This is a genomic window from Paraburkholderia nodosa DSM 21604, assembly GCF_000519185.1.
GTDB lineage: Bacteria > Pseudomonadota > Gammaproteobacteria > Burkholderiales > Burkholderiaceae > Paraburkholderia > Paraburkholderia nodosa.
Map to the genome: position 1 here is coordinate 11,718 of NZ_JAFA01000045.1, position 18,462 is coordinate 30,179.

General features: G+C 64.4%; 15 protein-coding genes and 1 other RNA gene. 8 read left to right on the forward strand and 8 right to left on the reverse strand.

The genetic code is table 11. The features are described from left to right. Positions 1 to 4: 4 nt before the first annotated feature. From serC to gyrA, 3 genes are all read right to left on the reverse strand, one after another. Positions 5 to 1,087 (reverse strand): 3-phosphoserine/phosphohydroxythreonine transaminase, encoded by a 1,083-nt coding sequence (gene serC, locus A3CW_RS0137880; RefSeq protein ID WP_028208182.1) that lies wholly within the window; start codon positions 1,085 to 1,087, stop codon positions 5 to 7. Between the two features lie 221 nt (positions 1,088 to 1,308). Then, on the reverse strand, positions 1,309 to 1,914 hold the full coding sequence (locus A3CW_RS0137885) for a DUF2059 domain-containing protein (RefSeq protein ID WP_028208183.1): 606 nt from the start codon (positions 1,912 to 1,914) through the stop codon (positions 1,309 to 1,311). A 196-nt stretch (positions 1,915 to 2,110) separates the two neighbouring features. Next, on the reverse strand, positions 2,111 to 4,720 hold the full coding sequence (gyrA, locus tag A3CW_RS0137890; RefSeq protein ID WP_081772001.1) for a DNA gyrase subunit A: 2,610 nt from the start codon (positions 4,718 to 4,720) through the stop codon (positions 2,111 to 2,113). A gap of 563 nt (positions 4,721 to 5,283) precedes the next feature. Here gyrA and ompA point away from each other — a divergent pair. The 4 genes from ompA (at position 5,284) to ssrA (ending at position 8,122) form a co-directional block, all read left to right on the forward strand. Further along, entirely contained in the window at positions 5,284 to 5,928 is a 645-nt protein-coding gene (gene ompA / locus A3CW_RS0137895) for an outer membrane protein OmpA (protein WP_028208185.1), read from the forward strand. A 214-nt stretch (positions 5,929 to 6,142) separates the two neighbouring features. After that, the gene (ubiG, locus tag A3CW_RS0137900; protein ID WP_028208186.1) at positions 6,143 to 6,841 is read left to right on the forward strand and encodes a bifunctional 2-polyprenyl-6-hydroxyphenol methylase/3-demethylubiquinol 3-O-methyltransferase UbiG; all 699 of its coding nucleotides are present in this window, start codon (positions 6,143 to 6,145) and stop codon (positions 6,839 to 6,841) included. A gap of 86 nt (positions 6,842 to 6,927) precedes the next feature. After that, positions 6,928 to 7,659, forward strand: coding sequence for an HAD-IA family hydrolase (locus tag A3CW_RS0137905; RefSeq protein WP_028208187.1), 732 nt, complete (start codon positions 6,928 to 6,930; stop codon positions 7,657 to 7,659). A gap of 93 nt (positions 7,660 to 7,752) precedes the next feature. After that, positions 7,753 to 8,122, forward strand: a transfer-messenger RNA (tmRNA) gene (ssrA, locus tag A3CW_RS50655). 199 nt (positions 8,123 to 8,321) lie between these two features. Here the strand turns inward: ssrA and A3CW_RS0137910 are convergent. Then, on the reverse strand, positions 8,322 to 8,588 hold the full coding sequence (locus A3CW_RS0137910; RefSeq protein ID WP_028208188.1) for a hypothetical protein: 267 nt from the start codon (positions 8,586 to 8,588) through the stop codon (positions 8,322 to 8,324). 112 nt (positions 8,589 to 8,700) lie between these two features. Then, positions 8,701 to 9,798 carry a substrate-binding domain-containing protein gene (locus tag A3CW_RS0137915; RefSeq protein WP_028208189.1) on the reverse strand — a complete coding sequence of 366 codons (1,098 nt, stop codon included), beginning with the start codon at positions 9,796 to 9,798 and terminating at the stop codon, positions 8,701 to 8,703. Positions 9,799 to 9,928: 130 nt separating this feature from the next. Between A3CW_RS0137915 and A3CW_RS0137920 the strand changes: the two genes are divergently transcribed. The 4 genes from A3CW_RS0137920 to A3CW_RS0137935 are packed head-to-tail and all read left to right on the forward strand — an operon-like array spanning position 9,929 to position 15,191. Further along, on the forward strand, positions 9,929 to 10,441 hold the full coding sequence (locus tag A3CW_RS0137920) for an NAD(P)H-dependent oxidoreductase subunit E (protein WP_028208190.1): 513 nt from the start codon (positions 9,929 to 9,931) through the stop codon (positions 10,439 to 10,441). Then, a complete protein-coding gene (locus A3CW_RS0137925; protein ID WP_028208191.1) occupies positions 10,438 to 11,997 on the forward strand; it encodes a formate dehydrogenase beta subunit in 1,560 nt (519 codons plus the stop codon). Before A3CW_RS0137920 ends, A3CW_RS0137925 begins: the two co-directional genes overlap by 4 nt. Before the next feature lie 13 nt (positions 11,998 to 12,010). Continuing rightward, positions 12,011 to 14,947 (forward strand): formate dehydrogenase subunit alpha, encoded by a 2,937-nt coding sequence (gene fdhF / locus A3CW_RS0137930; RefSeq protein WP_028208192.1) that lies wholly within the window; start codon positions 12,011 to 12,013, stop codon positions 14,945 to 14,947. A gap of 4 nt (positions 14,948 to 14,951) precedes the next feature. Next, positions 14,952 to 15,191: a formate dehydrogenase subunit delta gene (locus tag A3CW_RS0137935; RefSeq protein WP_028208193.1), complete on the forward strand. Its 240-nt coding sequence runs from the start codon at positions 14,952 to 14,954 to the stop codon at positions 15,189 to 15,191. Positions 15,192 to 15,237: 46 nt separating this feature from the next. Here the strand turns inward: A3CW_RS0137935 and A3CW_RS0137940 are convergent, their stop codons facing one another. The 3 genes from A3CW_RS0137940 to A3CW_RS0137950 form a co-directional block, all read right to left on the reverse strand. Continuing rightward, complete coding sequence (locus A3CW_RS0137940; protein WP_028208194.1) at positions 15,238 to 16,926, reverse strand: FAD-dependent monooxygenase; 1,689 nt, start codon at positions 16,924 to 16,926, stop codon at positions 15,238 to 15,240. Positions 16,927 to 17,046: 120 nt separating this feature from the next. After that, positions 17,047 to 18,144: a cation diffusion facilitator family transporter gene (locus A3CW_RS48935; protein WP_081772002.1), complete on the reverse strand. Its 1,098-nt coding sequence runs from the start codon at positions 18,142 to 18,144 to the stop codon at positions 17,047 to 17,049. Next, positions 18,126 to 18,446: an ArsR/SmtB family transcription factor gene (locus A3CW_RS0137950; RefSeq protein WP_028208195.1), complete on the reverse strand. Its 321-nt coding sequence runs from the start codon at positions 18,444 to 18,446 to the stop codon at positions 18,126 to 18,128. The genes A3CW_RS48935 and A3CW_RS0137950 overlap by 19 nt, the downstream gene beginning before the upstream one ends. Positions 18,447 to 18,462 lie beyond the last annotated feature (16 nt).

Consider the following 18,462-nt stretch of genomic DNA (forward strand, 5'->3'; position numbering starts at 1 on the left):
GCGCTTACGCGTGCTTCGCCTCGAATTCCTTCATGTACTCGACCAGCGCCTTCACTGCGTCGAGCGGCACCGCGTTGTAAATCGATGCCCGCATGCCGCCGACGGACTTGTGGCCCTTCAGCTGCAACAGCCCGCGCTCTTTGGCGCCGGCGAGGAAATCTGCGTTACGTGTTTCGTCGGCGAGGAAGAACGGCACGTTCATCCGCGAGCGCGCGCGGCGCTCCACCTTGTTGATATAGAAGCTGCTCGCGTCGATCGTGTCGTAGAGCAGCTGCGCTTTTTCCACATTGCGCGTCTCGATGACTTCGAGACCGCCCTGGCGCTTCAACCACTTGAACACGAGCCCGGCGATATAGATCGCGTAGGTGGGCGGCGTGTTGAACATCGAGTTGTTCGCGGCCACAGTCTTCCATTCGAACGCCGATGGGCAGATCGGCATCGAGCGGTCGAGCAGGTCCTCGCGCACGATCACGACCGTCACGCCCGCCATGCCGATGTTCTTCTGCGCGCCGCCGTAGAGCACGCCGTACTTGGCGATGTCCATCGGGCGCGACAGGATGTGCGACGAGGCGTCGGCCACGAGCGGAATGTCGCCGAGATCGGGAATCTCGAAGGTCTCGACGCCGTCGATCGTCTCGTTCGTGCACAGGTGCACGTAAGCGGGGTCGTCGGAGAGCTGCCACTCGCTCTTCGGCGGCGAATGCGTGAAGCCGGCCTCGGTGCGGCCCGTCGCGGCGATGTGCGCTGCGCCGTACTTGAGCGCTTCCTTTTGCGACTTCTGCGACCACGAGCCGGTGACGACGAAGTCGGCGCGCGGCTTCGAGCCAAACAGGTTGAGCGGCACGATCGCGTTTTCGCCGATGCCGCCGCCCTGCAGAAACAGAATCTGGTGACTGGCGGGCACCTGCATCAGTTCGCGCAGATCGAGCAGCGCCTCGGCGTGGATCTGCATGAACTCCGGGCCGCGATGGCTCATTTCCATCACGCCCATGCCGCTGCCGTGCCAGTCGAGCATTTCGTCGGCGGCCTGACGCAGGACCTCTTCTGGCAACGCTGCCGGTCCGGCCGAGAAGTTGTAGACGCGCATCGTAAAAAGGGTCCCCGAGGCAGGCGCTGTGGCAAAAACCACCGGAAAACACGCCAGAAAAAGAAAATGGCCGCTTGCGCTTATCGCGCAAACGACCATTATCGCATTGTCGCCGGGAACCCGCCACGCACGGCGCGGCGGTGGGCTCCCGGTCTATGCGGCCGATCCGGCCCCGCCACCGTACATCAATGGCTGCGGACCAGAGGGCTTATTTGCCAGGCTTACTTGCCGACCTTGACCGAAGCGACTTCCTTGTCGGCCTGGTCGCGCGTTGCCTTGATCGACTGCGGCATGTATTTCTGCATCAGGCTGTTCACGACGTCGCGGCCAACCTGGTCCTGCACCTGAATGAACTTGCGGCCGGTCGGGCTGCGGTAGAACGTGGTCAGGTCCTTGATTTCCTGCGTGCTGTAGTACTTGGCATAGGCGTCGTACTGAGCTTGCATGGCGTCGGTCTTGAACGAGTCGGTCGCGAAGACCTGACCTGCCGAGTCAACCAGCTTCGGCACGGCATTCTTCTGCAGCGACGGAACGGCAGCTTGCTTCTGCTTGTCCGTCATCGTCTTGTTTTCCGAGAGCGCGTCCGACAGGATGGCCGGGACGAGCTGCTTGGCTTGCATCTGGGCGCTGTTGCCGATTGCGCCGACGAGCTTCTGTGCGTCGATCGCGTCGAGCAGGTCCTTGATCGCGGCTTGCTTGGCCGGATCGACGGGTGCTGCAGCCGCTGCCGGTGCCTGGGCGGGCGCCTGGTTCTGGAGCGCCTGCGCCATGGCAAACGTCGGCACGAGAGCGGCCAGCAACATCACCTGCTTGAATCGTTTTTGCATCATTACTCCCTTTGAGAAATTAATCGATTTGCGCTGCCGTGCGGACTGCGGGGCGCCGCGTTGCGTTATGCGCCCGCTCACCGGTTCGCCCGGCAAACCATTCATTTCGCTGACACTATCAAGGTTCGCTGAAACCCACCTTAAAGCCCGCGTAAGCGCATCGATCGGACACACTTCTGCGGGCCTGGATGACGCATCATTCTTCGACTTCGCCCGGTTCGCCCTCACCTTCGGCGTCCACTTCTGCGTCCGCTTCGGCGACCTGCTGCAGCCCGGAGAGCTTCGTACCTTCGTCAAGGCTGATGAGTGTAACACCTTGCGTTGCACGGCCCATTTCGCGAATTTCCGACACGCGGGTGCGAATCAAAACGCCCGTGGTGGTGATCAACATGATCTGCGCTTCGGAGTCGACGAGTGTGGCCGCAACCACCTTGCCGTTGCGCTCCGAAGTCTGGATCGCGATCATGCCCTTCGTGCCGCGGCCGTGGCGCGTGTACTCCGTGATCGGGGTGCGCTTGCCATAGCCGTTCTCGGTCGCGGTGAGCACCGACTGCTGCTCGTCGCCCGCCACGAGGAGCGCGATGACCTGCTGATTGTCTTCGAGCTGCATGCCGCGCACGCCACGCGCTTCGCGGCCCATCGGGCGCACGTCGTTCTCGTCGAAGCGCACCGCCTTGCCGGCATCGGAGAACAGCATCACGTCGTGTTCGCCGTCGGTGATCGCAGCGCCGATCAGGTAGTCGCCGTCGTCGAGACCGACCGCAATAATACCCTTGCGCAGCGGGCGGCTAAAGGCTTCGAGCGGGGTCTTCTTTACCGTGCCCAGCGCCGTGGCCATGAAAACGAACTTGTCGGCCGAGAATTCCTTCACCGGCAGCACGACCGTGATCTTCTCGCCATCCTGCAGCGGGAACATATTGACGATCGGACGGCCGCGCGAGTTGCGCGAACCCTGCGGCACTTCATATACCTTCACCCAATACACGCGACCGCGATTCGAGAAGCACAGGATGTGATCGTGCGTGTTGGCGATGAAGAGCGTGTCGATCCAGTCGTCGTCCTTCATCGAGGTCGCCTGCTTGCCGCGACCTCCACGCTTCTGGGCGCGATATTCCGACAACGGCTGCGATTTCACGTAACCGGCATGCGACATGGTCACGACCATGTCCTGCGGCGTGATCAGGTCTTCGGTGTTCAGCTCGGTGGCGTTCATCTCGATCTTCGAGCGGCGGGCGTCGCCGAATTCGCTCTTGATCGAGGTGAGTTCGTCGGAGATCATCGTTGTTACGCGCTCGGGGCGCGCAAGGATGTCGAGCAGGTCGGCGATCTGCGCCATCACTTCGCGGTACTCGCCGATGATCTTGTCCTGCTCCAGGCCGGTCAGGCGCTGGAGGCGCATTTGCAGGATTTCCTGCGCCTGCGTGTCGGACAGACGGTAAAGGCCGTCGGACTGCATACCATATTGCGGGTTCAGCCCTTCCGGACGGTAGGCTTCGCGCCCGCCCGCCGCCGCATTGTCCTGCTCCGCGCGCGCAAGCATCTCGCGCACGAGCGACGAATCCCACGAGCGGTTCATCAACTCCTGCTTCGCGATGGGCGGCGTGGGCGCGGCCTTGATGAGCCCGATGAAATCGTCGATGTTCGCGAGCGCAACGGCGAGACCTTCGAGCACGTGGCCGCGTTCGCGCGCCTTGCGCAGTTCGTACACCGTGCGACGCGTGAGCACTTCGCGGCGATGCGAGAGGAAATGCTCGAGCATTTCCTTCAGGTTCAGCAGCTTCGGCTGGTTGTCCACCAGCGCGACCATGTTCATGCCGAACGTGTCCTGCAGCTGCGTTGCCTTGTACAGATTGTTGAGGATGACCTCGGGCACTTCGCCGCGCTTGAGCTCGATCACGACACGCATACCGCTCTTGTCGGATTCGTCGCGAATATCGGAGATGCCTTCGAGCTTCTTCTCGTTGACGAGCTCGGCGATGCGTTCGAGCAACGAACGCTTGTTCACCTGATACGGCAGCTCGTCGACGATGATCGCCATGCGCTGACCGCGATCGATTTCCTCGAAGTGCGTGGCCGCGCGCATCACGACGCGGCCGCGGCCGGTGCGATAGCCGTCGCGCACGCCGGCGACGCCATAAATAATGCCGGCGGTCGGGAAATCGGGCGCGGGAATGATCTCGATCAGCTCGTCGATCGTTGCCTGCGGGCTCTTCAGCAGATGCTGGCAAGCGTCGACGACTTCGTTGAGATTGTGCGGCGGAATGTTCGTGGCCATGCCGACCGCGATACCCGACGAACCGTTGATGAGCAGGTTGGGAATGCGCGCGGGCAGGATCTGCGGCTCGCTCTCGCTGCCGTCGTAGTTCGGCCCGAAGTCGACCGTTTCCTTGTCGATGTCGGCCAGCAGCTCGTGGCCGATCTTCGCCATGCGGATTTCGGTGTATCGCATGGCGGCGGCATTGTCGCCGTCGATGGAGCCGAAGTTACCCTGACCGTCGACCAGCATGTAGCGCAGGGAGAAGTTCTGCGCCATCCGCACGATCGTGTCGTAGACAGCCGTGTCGCCGTGGGGGTGGTACTTACCGATGACGTCGCCGACGATACGCGCCGACTTCTTGTAAGCGCGGTTCCAGTCGTTATTCAGCTCGTGCATTGCGTAGAGCACGCGCCGGTGGACAGGCTTGAGGCCGTCACGAACATCCGGAAGTGCTCGCCCGACGATCACGCTCATCGCGTAATCGAGATACGAGCGGCGCATTTCCTCCTCGAGGGAGATTGGCAGAGTCTCTTTGGCGAATTGATCCATTATCGATGTCTTATTTGGGCACGCGGTGTGCTAGCGCCTCGCCCCAATTAGAAGAGCGGAGGTCGCCGCAGTCACCGCGGAACGCCCAGCTGTCGCATGGACGCCGCGGACGCAGCGCATCACGCGATTCTACCATGCACGACACCCTCGCCCGCCGCCTGCGTATACCTATTAGAGGAGTGAAGCCGAAGCGCTCAAAAGCGCCTTGAGCGTGGCGCAAACGCCGCAGTGCGAACCGGAATCAAATGCATCGCCACCGATTTGGATGACAATGTGTGACACTCCCGCTACCCAGGCGCAATACCAGGTTAAATTAAGGGAACTTTTTTGTTGCGGGCGTACCACGTTCGACTAGCCGCAGTGAAAGGGACGGATTTTTTTTATCGTCGGAGGGGAACGATATGGCAAAATGCCAACGCACAAAGTTAGACACTGCTCGAAGTCTACACAACGCAAAGCGTTCCCCACAACTTGCCAATGTTATACTTCGAGCAATGTATGACTTGTCTTCGTCATATGGCTCGCAGTAAACCTGCGGTAATCTCAAATTCGAGAGGAGAAATATGAATAAACTTTCAAAGCTCGCGTTCATTGCAGCTACCGCAGTTGTGGCTGCATCCGCTCAGGCACAATCGGTGCCGGCGTCGCGACAAGCCGTCAATGACAACTGGGTGAATGGTACCGGCGAATACGTGTGGATGAACGGCACGAACGAGCTTTGCTGGCGCGATGCATTCTGGACGCCGGCCACCGCCAACGCCAAGTGCGATGGCGCCCTGGTCGCCCAGGCACCGCAGCCGCCGGTCGCTCCGCCGCCGCCGGCCATCACCAGCCAGAAGATCACGTACCAGGCTGACGCCCTGTTCGACTTCGACAAGGCTATCCTGAAGCCGGCTGGCAAGGAAAAGCTGGACGACCTGGCAAGCAAGATCCAGGCTCTGAACCTCGAAGTCGTCGTCGCGACGGGCTACACCGACCGTATCGGCTCGGCTGCCTACAACGACCGTCTGTCGCTGCGCCGTGCGCAAGCCGTCAAGTCGTACCTGGTCAGCAAGGGCGTTCCGGCAGAGCGTATCTACACGGAAGGCAAGGGCAAGCGCAACCCGGTTACGACGGGCTGCAACCAGAAGAACCGCAAGGCTCTCATCGCCTGCCTCGCACCGGACCGTCGCGTGGAAGTCGAAGTCGTCGGCACGCAAAAGCAGTAATCGCGAGCTCTCGACCGCAAGTCTCAAAAGCCCCGCTTTGGCGGGGCTTTTTTTATCCCGCGCTTTATCCTTCTTTCATTTCGCCTGTCTCCGCGCGGCTTCATCGTTCTGGAAAGCTTGACGGCATGGCGCGGCATTTTGCTGCCCTGTGCACCCGCCTGTATACTCGGGGTCTATTCTTTCCGACCCGCACCGCGCTTCAGGCTGCCACGACATGACGAATGCCGATCCCCACGAGCTGCAGAAATTCAGCGATCTCGCTCATCGCTGGTGGGACCCGAACGCCGAATTCAAGCCGCTGCACGAACTCAACCCCATTCGCCTGAGCTGGATAGACAGCCATGCGCATCTGCCGTCCAAGCGTGTGCTCGACATCGGCTGCGGCGGCGGCATTCTCTCCGAATCGATGGCGGGGCTTGGCGCAACCGTGAAAGGCATCGACCTGTCGCGCGAGGCGCTCGGCGTGGCCGACCTGCATAGCCTCGAGAGCGGCGTGACAGTGGACTACGAGCTGATCGCGGCCGAAGCGATCGCCGAGCGCGAACCGGCGTCGTTCGACGTCGTGACCTGCATGGAAATGCTCGAACACGTGCCGCAGCCCGCCGAAGTCGTGAAGGCCTGCGCAACGCTCGTGAAGCCAGGCGGCTGGGTGTTCTTTTCGACGCTCAATCGCAACGTAAAGTCGTATCTTCTCGCCGTGATCGGCGCGGAATATATTGCGCAGATGCTGCCCAAGGGCACGCATGACTACGCGCGCTTCATCCGCCCCTCGGAGCTTGCCGCGTTCGTACGCGACGCCGGCATGCACGTCGCCGAGATCAAGGGCATCACGTATAACCCGCTCACGCGGCACTTCGCGCTTTCGAACGATTCCAGCGTCAACTACATGATCGCTTGCCGGCGCGGCGCCTGACGGCGTTTGCGCGAGCGGCGCCGCCGGTTCCCCCTGCTCCGGCGGCATTTCCTGCACATCGGCGCGCCGCGCCATCGCTTCCAGACATGAACTCACCCACGAACGCCCAATTTGCCGCGGACAGCGCCGCAGCGCTTGCCGCCTGTGACGCCGTGCTGTTCGACTTCGACGGCACGCTCGCCGACACGGCCCCCGACCTCGCCGCCGCCGTCAACCAGATGCGCCACGCGCGCGGCCTCGCACCCGCGCCGCTCGAGAAGCTGCGTCCGCTCGCTTCGGCGGGCGCGCGCGGCCTGATTGGCGGCGCGTTCGGGATTGGCCCCGACGATCGCGAATTTGCCGCCATGCGTGAGGAGTTTCTCGCCAACTACGCGGCGAATCTGCGCATCGAGACGGCGCTCTTCGCGGGCATCGACGCAGTGCTCGACGACCTCGACGCCCGCGGCGTGCGCTGGGGCATCGTGACCAACAAGGTCGCCCGTCTCACCGAGCCGCTCGTGAAACTGATGCACCTGGACACGCGCGCGAGCTGCGTGGTCAGCGGCGACACGACGCCTTATTCCAAGCCGCATCCGGCGCCATTGCTGCACGCGGCCGAGGCGCTCGGCATTGCGCCGCAGCGCGTGGTCTATGTCGGCGACGATCTGCGCGACGTGCAGGCGGGCGCCGCGGCGGGCATGGCGACGATCGCCGCCGCCTACGGCTACTGCGGCAACGACGTACCGCCCTCGCAGTGGAACGCGCAATATGTCGCCGAGACCACGGCGACGCTGTTCGCCCTGCTTCAGCGCATCGGCAAGCCGTCTGAGGCGACGTAAAAGCGGCTTTTGATCGCGAACAGCCCCGCGCGCCCTTGAACCGGGCGCGGTTCGCCTCATATGCCGAACTATGGGATAATTGTTCCTTCCTCTGGGGCCGACCTGGTTTCGACAGGGGTTATGAAGTAATCAGGGCATGCCGAGGACCCGTCACCTCGTTAATCAATGGGAAAAACGTAACTGCAAACGACGAAACGTTCGCACTGGCAGCCTAACGGCCGCCGTCCTCTGCCTGGCTCACTGACGGGCTAGCGTCGCAAGACCGGTAGCAATACCGCCAGAGGTCATTTACGTCAGTTAAGCCTTGGTGGCGTCACGACGCCAAGGTCGAAAATTTAGTGAATCGCCGTAGCGCAGCGTGTTCGTCCGCGTCGCTCCGGTTAAATCAAATGACAGAACTACGCATGTAGAACTGCTTATGGACTGCTTCTGGACGCGGGTTCGATTCCCGCCGGCTCCACCAGATATTTCCGGTCGTCCACGACGGACGGACTCGAGCCCCGGCGCCGCAAGGCTGTCGGGGCTTTTTGCTTTTGCCACAGTCGTCACGCCGGCCAATCCGCCAAAGCGCACACAAAAAAACTCGCGACAGCCCATTCGGGTCTCGCGAGTTTTTTCCTTATTCCACAGGCGGCGCAACTTTCGCACGCGCCTCTAGATCATCAATTGTCCTGCGGGCACTGCAGATTACAGCCGTTCTGATCGCCCAGATCGCCACGCTTGCGTGCGGCAGTCGGCTTGCCATGCTGATACTTGGCCGACGGCGCCGAAGCGGCGAACTGCATTTGCGGATGCTCGTTGAACTTGAACTGATCGCTCAGAATGCCACCAGGCACGCCCGGCGAGTTCTGCGCAAAGGCAACGTTGAATGTAGCCAACAACGCTGCCGCCGTAGCGGCAGCAGCACCAACTTTGAGGACAAATTTCATGGTCGATCGGCGCGACGAGCGCGCATCTGAAACGTGAGAGCGAATACAAACTGAAAGTATCACAAAAAGCGCCTCAGTCTGCAGCATAGTCTGGCCAATCCGTTGCCTTCTATTACAACGCCCGCGCCTCGCCCTCACGCGGCCCGCCCCACGCGGCTTCGAGTTCCACCACGTCGCCACACGCCGCCGGATCGTATCCCTCCAGTTGCGCAACGGACGCACGGAACCCCGCGCCGCGCAGCAAACCCAGTACGGTCGCCAGTGGCTCGTGCCCGAGATGACCGCGATCACACGCAAAATAGTAGTCTTCGTCGGCGATTTCGATGAAATCGAGCCCGAAATGGTGCGCGGCTGGCTCCACGCCGAAACCCACGTCGGCCATTCCGCTCGCCACGAATGCGGCGATCGCCGAATGCGTGAGCTCCGACGACGCGTAACCGTTCACGCGCTCGGGATCGACGCCAATGCGCGTGAGCAGCAGATCGATCAGCATGCGCGTGCCCGAGCCCGGCTGCCGGTTCACGAAGCGGATATCGCCGCGCGCGAGGTCGGCAAGACCCGTGACCTGCTTCGGGTTGCCGCGACCGACAAAGAGTCCCTGCTTGCGCTGTGTGAGATGGATGAGCACGTGCCGGTGTGGGTCGAGCCAGCTGCGGTAGGCGTTGGCACAGGCGGCCCGAAAATCGCCGCGCGGCAGATGAAAACCCGCCAGATCGCATTCACCGCGCGCGAGCGCCGTGATCGCATCGACGCTGTCGCGGTACTTGATCTCCACGGGCACCTGGTCGGCGACGAGCGCCGTCACAAGCGCCGCCACCGCGTAGCCGTGCGAAGCATGGATGCGCAGATCCTGCGCATCGGGCGCGAGCCAGCGGTTCAGGTCGCTCGCCACTTCACTTGCCAGCGCCTCGAGGTTACCCTGCAGCCGCTCCCCGCACAGGCGCTGCGAGCGCAGCACAGCCTCGCCCAATTCGGAGAGCACGGACCCACGGCCACGCGCTTTCGCGATCAACGCGCCCCCCAGGCGCTCCTCCACTTCACGCAAAACGCCCCACGCATGGCGATAGGACAAACCCTTACGCTGCGCGGCCTGCGCAATGCTTCCTTCCTCGGCGACGAGCGCAAGCAACGGCACAACGTCCGTCAGGCTTGCCTCGCGGCCGTCCGCGTCGCGCACGACTAGCTGCGCATGGCACTCGACCTTGATCATTATGAAATTTTCCTTCCTATTGCGTCTGCCTTTCCACGGGCCTATTGTTCGGTCAGACAACAAGACAACCGCAGCATAGATGCACAGTTTATGAATAACAAGTGCATATATGCCCAGGAGAAGCCCCATGATGGAAGAGACAACTGCTAGCGCGCCGGACGATCTCGTCCTGCGTCACGCGCAACCAGGCCGCACGCTGCTTGCGATCCTGCATGCGATCCAGGACGAAGTCGGCTTCGTTCCGCCGGCCACGGTCGTGCCGCTCTCGAAGGCGCTGAATCTTTCGCGCGCCGAGGTCCACGGCGTGATCTCCTACTATCACCATTTCCGCACTGCGCCGCCCGCGCCGGTCACGGTCCAGCTGTGCCGCGCCGAGGCCTGCCGCAGCATGGGCAGCGAGGCGCTTGCGCAGCACGTCGAGGCCCATACCGGCTGCCGGTTCGGACAGCATGGCCACGACGCCGAACACGCGCACGCGCAGGAAGGTCCGGTCGCGCTGGAGTCCGTCTATTGCCTCGGCCAATGCGCGCTCTCGCCCACCATGATGATTAACGGCACGTTGCACGCAAAAGTGACCCCGCAGAAGTTCGACAAGCTCTACGCTGCCGCGCTCGCGACCGTCCGCACCGAGGAGGCCGCATGACACGCATCTACGTTCCCCGTGACTCCTCGGCCCTCGCGCTCGGCGCGGATGCCATCGCCGAGGCCATCGAACGCGAAGCCGCCGCACGTGGCGCGAGCATCGAACTCGTGCGCAACGGCTCGCGCGGCCTGCTCTATCTCGAACCGCTCGTCGAAGTTCAAACGCCCGATGGCCGCGTCGGCTATGCGAACGTCGAACCCGATGAAGTGGGCGCACTCTTCGACGCCGGTTTCCTGCAAGGCGGCCAGCACGCACGCAGCGTCGGCCTCGTCGATCAGATTCCGTATCTGCGCAAGCAGCAGCGCCTCACGTTCGCACGCATCGGCATCACCGACCCGCTTTCCACCGACGACTACGCCGCCCACGGCGGCCTCGAAGGACTGCGCAATGCGTTGAAGATGACGGGCGCCGATATCTGCGAAGCACTGGTCGAGTCCGGCCTGCGTGGCCGCGGCGGCGCGGCGTTCCCGGCCGGCATCAAGTGGCGCACGGTTGCGAATGCGCAAGCCGACCAGAAGTACATCGTCTGCAATGCCGACGAAGGCGATTCGGGCACGTTCTCCGACCGCCTCGTCATGGAAAGCGATCCGTACGTGCTGATCGAGGGCATGACGATCGCGGGCATCGCAGTGGGCGCGACCGTTGGCCATATCTATGTGCGCAGCGAGTATCCGCATTCGATCGCTGCGCTCGAGGAAGCCATCCAGCGCGCACGCGCGGCGGGCTGGCTCGGCGATGACGTGCTCGGCAGCGGCAAGCGCTTCGAGCTGTTCGTGGCCAAGGGCGCGGGCGCTTACGTGTGCGGCGAGGAAACGGCGCTGCTCGAGTCGCTCGAAGGCAAGCGCGGCATCGTGCGCGCCAAGCCGCCGCTGCCCGCGCTCGCCGGCCTCTACGGCAAGCCCACGGTCATCAACAACGTCATCACGCTCGCCACGGTGCCGATCATCTTTGCCAAGGGCGCGGCGTTCTACAAGGATTTCGGCATGGGCCGCTCGCGCGGCACCCTGCCGTTCCAGCTCGCGGGCAACATCGCGCGCGGTGGGCTCGTGGAGCTTGCGTTCGGCGTGACGTTGCGCGAGCTGATGGTCGACTACGGCGGCGGCACCGCCAGCGGCCGTCCGGCACGCGCCGTGCAGGTGGGCGGCCCTCTCGGCACCTATCTGCCGGAAAGCCAGTGGGACATTCCCATGGACTACGAAGCGTATGCGGCGGTTGGCGCGGTCGTGGGTCACGGCGGCCTCGTCGTGCACGACGACACGTCGAATCTCGCCGAACTCGCCCAGTACGCCATGGAGTTCTGCACGCTCGAATCGTGCGGCAAGTGCACGCCGTGCCGCATCGGCTCGACGCGCGGCGTCGAGGTGATCGCGAAGATCCGCAAGGGCGACACGTCGGAGAAACAGGTCACGCTGCTGCGCGACCTGTGCGACACGATGGTATCCGGCTCGCTGTGCGCGATGGGCGGCATGACGCCCTACCCCGTGATCTCCGCGCTCAACCATTTCCCAGAAGATTTCGGTCTCGAACCCGTCGCCCAACAACCGGCGGCCGCCTGAACGAGGAACCACCATGTCCGACACGCTCATGTCCCAAGCCGGTGGTTGCGGTTCCGGCAACTGCGCCTGCAAGTCCCAGGCAAAGAAGCAACGCTCGCCCTTCGACGATACCGATTTCGGCACGCCGCTGGTCCACGCCGACGTGGACGTCACGCTCGAAATCGACGGCCAGTCCGTCACGGTGCCGGCCGGCACGTCGGTGATGCGCGCCTCCGTCGAGGCCGGCATCAACGTGCCCAAACTCTGCGCCACCGACTCGCTCGAACCGTTCGGTTCGTGCCGTCTGTGTCTCGTGGAAATCGAAGGCCGCCGCGGCTATCCCGCTTCGTGCACGACGCCCGTCGAAGCGGGCATGAAGGTGCGCACGCAAAGCAACCAGCTGCAGAAGCTGCGCCGCAACGTGATGGAGCTGTATATCTCCGATCACCCGCTCGACTGCCTCACCTGCCCCGCCAACGGCGACTGCGAGCTGCAGGACATGGCCGGTGTGACGGGCCTGCGCGAAGTGCGCTACGGCTTTGACGGCGCGAATCACCTGAAAGACAAGAAGGACGAATCGAATCCGTACTTTACGTACGACCCGTCGAAGTGCATCGTCTGCAATCGTTGCGTACGCGCGTGTGAAGAGACGCAAGGCACGTTCGCGCTGACCATCGCCGGCCGCGGCTTCGAATCGCGCGTGGCTGCGGGTGCGAGCGAATCGTTCATGGACTCGGAGTGCGTGTCGTGCGGCGCCTGTGTGGCCGCGTGCCCGACCGCCACGCTGCAGGAAAAGACCGTCGTGATGCTGGGCCAGGCCGAGCACTCGGTCGTGACGACCTGCGCCTATTGCGGCGTGGGCTGCTCGTTCAAGGCCGAGATGAAGGGCAACGAAGTCGTGCGCATGGTGCCGCACAAGAACGGCCAGGCGAACGAAGGCCATGCCTGCGTGAAGGGCCGCTTCGCGTGGGGCTACGCGACGCACAAGGACCGCATCAAGAAGCCGATGATCCGCGCGAAGATCACCGATCCGTGGCGCGAAGTGAGCTGGGACGAAGCGATCAACTACGCCGCGAGCGAGTTCCGCCGCATTCAGGCGAAGCACGGGCGCGATTCGATCGGCGGCATCACGTCGTCGCGCTGCACGAACGAGGAAACCTACCTCGTGCAGAAGCTCGTGCGCGCCGCGTTCGGCAACAACAACGTCGATACCTGCGCGCGCGTGTGCCACTCGCCCACGGGCTACGGTCTCAAGACGACGCTCGGCGAATCGGCGGGCACGCAGACCTTCGCTTCCGTCGATCACTCGGACGTGATCATGGTGGTCGGCGCGAACCCCACCGACGGCCACCCCGTCTTCGGCTCGCGTCTGAAGCGCCGCGTGCGTCAGGGCGCGAAGCTGATCGTCGTCGATCCGCGCCGCATCGACATCGTCGACACCGCGCACGTGAAGGCCGAGCATCACCTGCAGCTGCGCCCGGGCACCAACGTCGCGATGATCAACTCGATTGCGCACGTGATCGTCACCGAAGGGCTCGTGAATGAAGCGTTCGTGGCCGAGCGCTGCGAAACGCGCGCGTTCGAGCAATGGCGCGATTTCGTCTCGCTGCCGGAAAACTCGCCCGAAGCGATGGCCGAAGTGACCGGCGTGCCCGCCGAGCAGGTGCGCGCCGCCGCGCGCCTCTATGCGCAGCAAGGCAATTCGGCGATCTACTACGGCCTCGGCGTCACGGAACACGCGCAAGGCTCGACGATGGTGATGGGCATCGCCAACCTCGCGATGGCCACGGGCAACATCGGCCGCGAAGGCGTGGGCGTGAATCCGCTGCGCGGCCAGAACAACGTGCAGGGTTCGTGCGACATGGGTTCGTTCCCGCACGAGCTGCCGGGCTATCGCCACGTGGGCGATTCGATCGTGCGCGGCGAGTTCGAGGCGGCCTGGAACGTCGCGCTGCAAAGCGAGCCGGGCCTGCGCATTCCGAACATGTTCGAAGCGGCGCTCGACGGCACCTTCATGGGCCTCTACTGCCAGGGCGAGGACATCGTTCAGTCCGACCCGAACACGCAGCACGTGGCGGCGGCGCTTTCGTCGATGGAATGCATCGTCGTGCAGGACATCTTCCTGAACGAAACGGCGAAGTACGCGCACGTGCTGCTGCCGGGCTCGTCGTTCCTCGAAAAGGACGGCACGTTCACCAACGCCGAGCGCCGCATCTCGCGCGTGCGCAAGGTCATGCCGCCGATTGCCGGCTACTCGGACTGGGAAGCGACGATCCTGCTCTCGCGTGCGCTCGGCTACGAGATGGACTACACGCATCCGTCGCAGATCATGGACGAGATCGCGCGCCTCACGCCCACGTTCCACGGCGTCTCGTACAAGAAGATCGACGAGATGGGCAGCATCCAGTGGCCGTGCAACGAAGAAGCGCCCGAAGGCACCCCGATCATGCACATCGACGAATTCGTGCGCGGCAAGGGCAAGTTCGTCATCACGAAGTTCATCGCCTCGCCGGAGAAGGTCACGCGCCGCTTCCCGCTCCTGCTCACGACGGGCCGTATCCTCTCGCAGTACAACGTGGGCGCGCAGACCCGCCGCACCGAGAATTCGCGCTGGCACGAGGAGGACCGCCTCGAGATCCATCCGGTGGACGCCGAAGACCGCGGCATCCGCGACGGCGACTGGGTGGGCATCGAATCGCGAGCGGGCCATACGGTGCTGCGCGCGCAAGTCAGCACGCGCATGCAGCCGGGCGTGGTCTATACGACGTTCCACTTCCCCGAGTCGGGCGCGAACGTCATCACCACGGATGCCTCGGACTGGGCCACGAACTGCCCCGAGTACAAGGTGACGGCCGTGCAGGTCAGCCACGTGCAGCAGCCCTCGGAGTGGCAGCGCGAATACTCGCGCTTCAATACGACCCAGCTCGAGCTGCTGAGCCAGCGCGAACCGCTTACAACCTCAGGGAAATAAGGCGATGAAAGCTGATCACTTGATCGAAATGGCGAACCAGATAGGCATGTTCTTCGACTCGCTGCCCGATCGCGAGGAAGCGCTCACGGGCATCGCGGAGCACATCCGCAAGTTCTGGGAGCCGCGCATGCGCCGCACACTGCTCGCCGCGCTCGATGGCGAAGGCGAGCAGGCGGGCTTCACGGAGATCGTGCTCGCCTCGCTCACGAAGTATCGCGAGGCGCTGGTGCCCGCGGCGGCTTGAGCCGCGCGAGCCGTCCCGTCACATGAGGCGCACGGCGCCGCGCGGTTCAGACCGGCGGCGCCTGTCCAAAGCCCGCAGCTGCGTACCACGTCTCACAGTGGCGCAGCAGCGCATTGAGGTCCGACGCGGGACGCCCCCGCGCGCCGATATAGCCGTCTGGCCGCACCAGATAATACGCGGGCCGCGTGCGCCCGTACGCTTCGCTTAGCGAGGCCGCGCCCTCGCCCGCCAGCGGCGTCTCGCCGTTGGCGAGTTCGGCGATCCACCAGATCCGCAGCGCCTGCGGAAACAGCCGCTCGACGGCTTCGGCAAATCGCTTGAGCGCGGCGCTCACTTCTGCGCCGTTTTTCGCCGCTGCGGCGTCGGCGTCGCCCTCCACCAGCAGGAACAGCGAAAAACACGCCGGATCGTGCAGATCGAAGATGCGCCCCTTGCCCGGCGCCTTGCCTAGCGGACCGTCCACCACGCGCACGAAGGCGTCCGGGGCGCGCTCGCCCGCGCGGGGGCCGCCGTCCAGCACGCGCTCGAGCGTGAGCGGGCTGCGGCGATACTGGATCGACAGCTCGCTCACCGCCTGGCGCGCCGCGTCGCGCAGCGGCCCGAGCGCGACGAGCGCCGGCATCACGCGCTCGCGCAGCAGCTTGAGCGGGCCGTGATCGGCTTCCACCAGTTGCGTCATGAAGCTCGTCTGCTGCAGCACGAGCCGTTCGATCGGATAACGCTCCGCGTGATAGGTGTCGAGCAGGCGCTCGGGCGCGCCGCGCGCGTGCACGCGGGCGATCTTCCAGCCCAGATTGAAGGCTTCCTGAATGCCCGTGTTCAAGCCCTGCGCGCCTGCGGGGCTGTGCACGTGTGCGGCGTCGCCGGCAAAGAAGGTGCGGTCGACGCGCAGCTGCCGCACCATGCGGCTGTTCACGCTGAAGTACGAAGCCCAGCTCATGTCCGAGACGGACACCGGATGGTGCACGCGCTGCAGGATGATGTCGCGGCATTCTTCCAGCGTGGGCACGGGGATCGTGCCTTCGGGCGCGGCGGGCAGCATGGCTTTGTGATCGGCGATCAGGCGGTAACGGCCGTGGCCGAACGGAAAGAGCGCGGCGAGACCGTCGCCCGATGCGAAGATGTGGAACTCGTCGTCGGACCAGGGCGTGCTCGCGCTCAGGTCGGCGAGCAGGAACGATTGCGCCATCGTCTCGCCGTCGAACTTCATGTCGAGGCGATGGCGCACGGTGCTATGCGCGCCGTCGGCGGCAATCACGTAAGCGCAGCGCAGCGACTCGACGCGCCCGTCGGGGCGGCGCACTTCCGCGCTCGCGCCGGCCGAGCCCTGGGTGTACTCCAGCAGTTCGCAGCCGCGCTCGATCTCCACGCCGAGCGTCGCGAGATGCCCGCCGAGGATGCGTTCGGTAACCGTCTGTTCAATGAAGAGCAGATAGGGATAGCGCGTGAAGAGCGGATCGAAGTCGAGCCGCGCGCGGCGCTGGCCGTTCGAATAGAGATTCGCGATATGCGCGCGGTGGCCGAGTTCGAGAAACGGCTCGACGATCCGATGCTGCTCGAACAGTTCGAGCGTGCGCGCCTGAATGCCGATCGCCCGCGAGTGGCGTCCGGGCTGCGGCGCGCGATCGATCAGCCGCACGGGGATATGCGCGCGCGCAAGACTCATCGCGGCGGCGAGCCCGGTGGGTCCCGCGCCCACGATGAGCACGGGCGCGAGAGAAGAAGCCACGGCCATGCAGACCTCCATGCACTCGACACGATACGTAGTGTATCGCCCGCGCCGGGACCGGTCGCGCGGCAGCGCATCAAATGCGCTCTGAATCGAGCGGGAAGTCGCTGCGCAACTTGCCGCGCTTCAGTGTGCGTGCGGATGCCCGTGCGCCTGCGTGCGCCTGTGCGCGCCGTCCGGCATCTCCAGCGCGCAGCGGTGCTCGCTCGTGCCGAGATCCACCTGCAACGTCACGTGCCGCATGCCGAAACGGACCTGGAGCGATTCGACCATATGATCGAGCGCGGCGTCGCCGGGGTGCCCCGCCGGCATCACGAGGTGCGCGCTCAGCGCGCAGCCCGTGGTCGAAAGCGCCCAGACGTGAAGGTCATGCACGTCGACCACGCCCTCCTGCTGCGCGAGGAAGCCGCGCACGCGCACGATGTCGACGTTCTCGGGCACGGCCGCAAGGGCAAGCCGCACCGACTCGCGCAACAGCCCCCAGGTGCCGTACACGATCACGAGCACGACCGCGATCGACATGAGCGGATCGATCCAGCTCCAGCCGCTCGCAAGAATCAACAGACCGCTCACGGCCACGGCGGCGGAAACGGCGGCGTCGGCGGCCATGTGCAGGAAGGCGCCGCGAATGTTCAGGTCGTCCTTTTGCCCGCGCATGAACAGCCACGCCGAAAAACCGTTGACCACCATGCCGATGGTCGCCACGACGAACACGTCGAAGCCCGCGACCGGCGCGGGATGGAACAGGCGGCCAAGCGCTTGCGCGAGGATCGCGCCGCACGCGAGCAGGAGCAGCGCGGCGTTGGCGAGCGAGGCGAGGATCGACGAGCTGCCGAACCCGAACGTGAAACGCGCCGACGGACGGCGTGTTGCGAGCCACGCGGCGCCCCAGGCGAGCAGCAGGCCGAGCACGTCGGAGAGATTGTGGCCGGCGTCGGCGAGCAGCGCGGTGGAATGCGCGAGCACGCCATACACCGTCTGCACGACGACGATGAAGACGTTCAGCGCGACGGCGATGGCGAACGCGCGGCCGTGCCCCGCGACCGGCGCGTGATGATGGTGATGGTGGCCGTGCGCGTGACCGTGCCCGTGTGGTGCGTGGGCGTCGTGGGCATGGCCGTGGGCGTGATCGTGATCGTGGTCGTGCTCGCCCTCGTGCTTCCTGGCGCCGTCGGCGTCATGCGCGTGTTCGTGATCCGCTGCGCTCATGCGCCCTCCTGCCATTGCGCCGAGGGCTCGGCCACGTGTTCCAGCATGCCGGCGATCATCGCGCTGATATGCGCGTCCGCAGCCGCGTAGAACACCTGCTTGCCCTCGCGCTCAGCACGCACGACGCGCGCGGCGCGCAAAAGCCGTAGATGGTGACTCACCAGCGACGGCGACAAACCGAGCGTGTCGGCAATCGCCCCCACGGCGATCCGGTCCTGAACACAGGCGAGCACGATGCGCAGGCGCGTGGCGTCGCCGAGCAGGCGGAAGAGGTCGGCGAGCGGAACGACGCGCTCGTCATCGGAAACTGGGGTCATGAATACACACGATACA